Genomic DNA, 1,157 nt, shown 5'->3' with positions numbered 1-1,157 from the left:
ACGACGCCGGCGCCGACGGTGCGGCCGCCTTCGCGGATGGCGAAGCGGAGCTTCTCCTCCATCGCGATCGGCGCGATCAGCTCGACCTGGAACGACACGTTGTCGCCCGGCATCACCATCTCGGTGCCCTCGGCCAGCGTCACCGTCCCGGTCACGTCCGTCGTGCGGAAGTAGAACTGCGGCCGGTAGTTGGCGAAGAACGGCGTGTGGCGGCCGCCCTCCTCCTTGGTCAGGACATACGCCTCGGCCTCGAACTTGGTGTGCGGCGTCACGCTGCCCGGCTTGCAGAGCACCTGGCCACGCTCCACGCCCTCGCGGTCGATGCCGCGCAGCAGGAGGCCCACGTTGTCGCCCGCCTCGCCGCGGTCCAGCAGCTTGCGGAACATCTCGACGCCGGTGCAGGTCGTCTTCTTGTTCTTGTTGAGCCCGACGACCTCCATCTCGTCGCCGACCTTGATCACGCCGCGCTCGATCCGGCCCGTCGCCACCGTGCCGCGGCCCGAGATCGAGAACACGTCCTCGACCGGCATCAGGAACGGCTGGTCGATCGGACGCTCCGGCGTCGGGATGTAGCTGTCGACCGCCTCCATCAGCTCGCGGATCGAGTTCTCACCGATCTCGGGGTCGCGCCCCTCCATCGCCGCCAGCGCCGAGCCCTTCACGATCGGGATGTCGTCGCCCGGGAAGTCGTAGGAGGACAGAAGCTCGCGCACCTCCATCTCGACCAGCTCCAGCAGCTCCTCGTCGTCGACCTGGTCCACCTTGTTGAGGTAGACCACCAGCGACGGCACGCCGACCTGGCGCGCCAGCAGGATGTGCTCGCGCGTCTGCGGCATCGGACCGTCCGCGGCGTTCACCACCAGGATCGCGCCGTCCATCTGCGCCGCGCCCGTGATCATGTTCTTCACGTAGTCGGCGTGGCCCGGGCAGTCGACGTGGGCGTAGTGGCGGTTGTCGCTCTCGTACTCCACGTGCGCCGTCGAGATCGTGATCCCCCGCGCCTTCTCCTCCGGCGCCGCGTCGATCATGTCGTAGGCACGGAAGTCCCCGAAATACTTCGTGATCGCCGCCGTCAGCGTCGTCTTGCCGTGGTCAACGTGCCCGATCGTCCCCACGTTCACGTGCGGCTTCGTCCGCTCGAACTTCGCCTTCGCCAT

General features: G+C 67.8%; 1 protein-coding gene. It reads right to left on the bottom strand.

Going from position 1 to position 1,157, the window contains the following annotated elements:
* Window positions 1-1,157, bottom strand: a 1,157-nt coding sequence (gene tuf, locus JM664_RS18475) for an elongation factor Tu (RefSeq protein WP_227421414.1), incomplete at both ends; no start/stop codon positions are given.

The organism is Roseitranquillus sediminis (assembly GCF_016918935.1).
In the GTDB taxonomy this organism is placed as follows: Bacteria; Pseudomonadota; Alphaproteobacteria; order Rhodobacterales; family Rhodobacteraceae; genus Roseitranquillus; species Roseitranquillus sediminis.
This window is presented reverse-complemented; position numbering and strand designations above follow the sequence as displayed.